This window comes from Endozoicomonas sp. ONNA2 (assembly GCF_024606365.1).
Lineage (GTDB): Bacteria > Pseudomonadota > Gammaproteobacteria > Pseudomonadales > Endozoicomonadaceae > Endozoicomonas.
The window spans coordinates 1-3,299 of record NZ_JAHHPO010000238.1 but is presented as its reverse complement, the minus strand read 5'-3'; the positions used below and the strand labels follow the sequence as shown (position 1 = coordinate 3,299).

Annotated in this window: 2 protein-coding genes; both read left to right on the top strand. The window is 48.9% G+C overall.

All coding sequences use genetic code 11. The features are described from left to right. Positions 1-162 precede the first annotated feature (162 nt). On the top strand, positions 163-1,086 hold the full coding sequence (locus KDK14_RS04330; protein WP_257263790.1) for a hypothetical protein: 924 nt from the start codon (positions 163-165) through the stop codon (positions 1,084-1,086). A gap of 526 nt (positions 1,087-1,612) precedes the next feature. Then, positions 1,613-3,199 carry a peptide chain release factor 3 gene (locus KDK14_RS04325; protein WP_257263791.1) on the top strand — a complete coding sequence of 529 codons (1,587 nt, stop codon included), beginning with the start codon at positions 1,613-1,615 and terminating at the stop codon, positions 3,197-3,199. The last annotated feature ends 100 nt before the right edge of the window (positions 3,200-3,299 follow it).

Genomic DNA, 3,299 nt, shown 5'->3' with positions numbered 1-3,299 from the left:
GTCAGAAATATATGATTTCATATGGTTAGCTACTGAAAGCCGGGAAGGGAACTTTTCCATACAGCCCGGTTCTAAATACTGCTAATCACAGTATTACCCAAACACGTTGGAAGATTTCATTCCAAATAGATAAGCGGAGAAACTTCCACTCGGAGTGCAATAATGCCCGCGCAAGTTGTTAACAAGCTATCCAACATAGCCTTACTTCTGTTTCTGACCATTTTTACCACTTATCCGCAGCTTGATTATGCCAGTAGCCTTACCGGATCTTCCGGGCCAAGCTATAGCAGCTACTCCCTGCCTGTTGACTACCGGCATATGGCGTTGTTTCAGCTTAAGCTCAAACGTTATTACTACCCTTCCGGTTCAGGTAAAAACGACTATATTCATGTTCATCACACCCATCATCATTCACACTCGGGATGGTGGGGTGGCCCGTCTTTCCACGGAGGCCATACCATTAACGATGATTCTTCCTTCAGTGACCGGGTGTCGGAAGAGCTGGTTGGGGTTGCGGTGGTGCTGACAGTCATCGCTGTTACCGCAGCAGCCATCTACTCAGTGGTCTATGCAACCTGGCCCTATCTGGGCGCTGCCAGCCTGACATCGATTGAACTCCCGGAAAACTCACCCTGGAAAATCACGGGTTATAAAGTTGCACATGGCGAAGCGATACGATACTCAGATTTTGCCTTCAACGAAGATGCCATGATCAACGCCAGAGAACAGGAAATGTTCGACCGGCAGCAAATGAAGCAAGGACGCTTTCTTCTTGTTGACCAGGAGGACTGGTGGGGTCTTGTCGATTACCCTGTTGACGTTGACGTAACCTTCACCCACTTTGATGACGTTTCAGGCGAACCCACTGATCAGATAAAGGTCAATGTGCAACGTGAAGTCACCAACGGCATGAAAGCAGGAACCATTTTGCCACGGGTTATCCACAGGACTCAAAATCAACAGAAGTATCGACTGAACACCAGAATGAATTATCCTGCATGGTTCAATTTTTCCAACTGGTATCATCAGCCAGCCCGGATAATGATTGATTTCAAGCCCTCTGGTCCGCTCACACCTCACCATTAACTGTCGGTACGGATGCGCCCGCGCTGGTTCGTCATCAATTCGAACCGGCGAGGCATTAAATGTAGTTTTGCAGTGTTGTTTTGCAATCGTTACAACAGAAGGTAACCGAAGCGGCAGGATCAACTGGTGCACTATTTATGCTGCCATGATTTCAATAATCAGGTGTCACCGGGGGGGTATTGGCTTCGCTTCTCACTGTGTTTTTAAAACCCTTGATACCTTAATAACATTGGCTCATTTCCAGTATGGAGAACTATCCAATTCGTCAGTAAGATATCTTTTAATTTTGTCAAGCTCATGGCTACTGAATATTCTTGACGACTTCAATTCATTCAATATTTCTCTGGACTTTTTGTTATCAAATCTGAATCAGCCTGACACAGTCATCTCTCAAACCGGCAAGTAGAAAGCTTGCGTGACAATAGTCAGGTTGGATAGGATGGCGAACAATTTATTACCCAACACGCCAGATAAGCATCTTTCCAATCATGTACAAAAGTGTGTACAAATTCAGAAATCAAGACATATGTCCGATCAAAAATTCCCAGACGCAGTAAGGGCTAGACGCACTTTTGCTATCATCTCCCACCCCGATGCCGGGAAAACCACGATTACCGAAAAGCTCCTGCTGCTCGGTGGTGCCATTCAGCTTGCCGGTACGGTAAAAGGCCGTAAGAGCGGGCGTATGGCCACCTCTGACTGGATGAAGATGGAGCAGGAACGTGGTATTTCAATCACCACCTCGGTGATGCAGTTCCCCTATCGCGATCGCACGGTAAACCTTCTGGATACGCCCGGACACGAAGACTTCTCCGAGGACACCTACCGGACACTAACCGCCGTTGACAGCTGCCTGATGGTGATCGATGGCGCCAAGGGTGTTGAAGATCGCACCATCAAACTGATGGAAGTCTGCCGCCTGCGGGACACGCCAATCTTTACCTTCGTCAATAAAATGGACCGCGAAGTCCGTGACCAGATCGAAGTACTGGATGAAATCGAAAATATTCTGAAAATCCAGTGCGCACCTGTCACCTGGCCTATTGGCATGGGGAAACAGTTCAAAGGGGTTTATAACCTCTATACCGATACCATTCATGTGTTCAAACCCGGTCAGGCCAGTGTGGTTCCTGATGATGTTCAGATCAAAGGTCTGCAGTCAGAAGAAGCCAGAACCCTGTTGGGCGATATCCATGAACAGTTGCTGGAGGAAATTGAACTGGTGCAAGGTGCCAGTCATGAGTTTGACCTGAAAGAATACCTTGCCGGCCGGATGACTCCGGTCTTCTTTGGTACTGCACTGGCTAACTTTGGTGTCCGGGAAATGCTGGACGATTTTGTCAAGTGGGCTCCCTCCCCCATGCCCCGGGAAACCAATGAACGCACGGTGGCCGCCAATGAAGAACATTTCACAGGGTTCGTGTTTAAAATCCAGGCCAATATGGACCCCAAACATCGTGACCGCATTGCCTTTTTGAGAATCTGTTCCGGCAGATACACCCGGAATATGAAGATGAAACATGTTCGTATCGGCAAGGAGGTAAAAATTGCCGATGCGGTGACTTTCCTGGCGGGTGATCGCTCCCACGTAGATGAAGCGATCTCCGGTGACATCATCGGACTGCATAACCATGGCACTATCCAGATTGGCGACACCTTTACCCAGGGCGAAATGCTCAAGTTCACGGGCATTCCCCACTTTGCTCCCGAGCTGTTTCGCCGTGTCCGCCTGAAGGACCCGTTAAAGCTGAAGCAATTACAAAAAGGACTGCAACAACTCTCAGAAGAAGGGGCCACCCAGCTATTCATGCCATTGAACAACAACGACCTGATCCTCGGAGCCGTGGGTGTACTGCAGTTTGATGTGGTTATGCGCCGACTCAAAGATGAATATAAAGTTGAAGCAATCTACGAGCTGGTTAATGTCAATACCGCACGCTGGATTGACTGCAGTAACGCTAAAAAGCTGGAGGAGTTCCAGCGTAAATGCGCTGACAACCTGGCCATGGATGGTGGTGGTCATCTGACCTATCTGGCACCCACCAGGGTTAACCTTTCCCTGGCTGAAGAGCGCTATCCGGATGTGACTTTCCGAACGACCCGGGAGCATTAATCGCAGCCAATCATTCTGGACCCGCAATGACAGGCAGAGGCAGTGCCAGGAGGCTGTCCGAGAATAGACTGCCCTGCTGCGGTTGCGATAAATTGGTCTA

Excerpts from the sequence above, each read along its gene's own strand:
- KDK14_RS04325 (WP_257263791.1), top strand. The coding sequence starts at position 1,613 with ATGTCCGATCAAAAATTCCCAGACGCAGTAAGGGCTAGACGCACTTTT.
- KDK14_RS04330 (WP_257263790.1), top strand. The coding sequence starts at position 163 with ATGCCCGCGCAAGTTGTTAACAAGCTATCCAACATAGCCTTACTTCTG.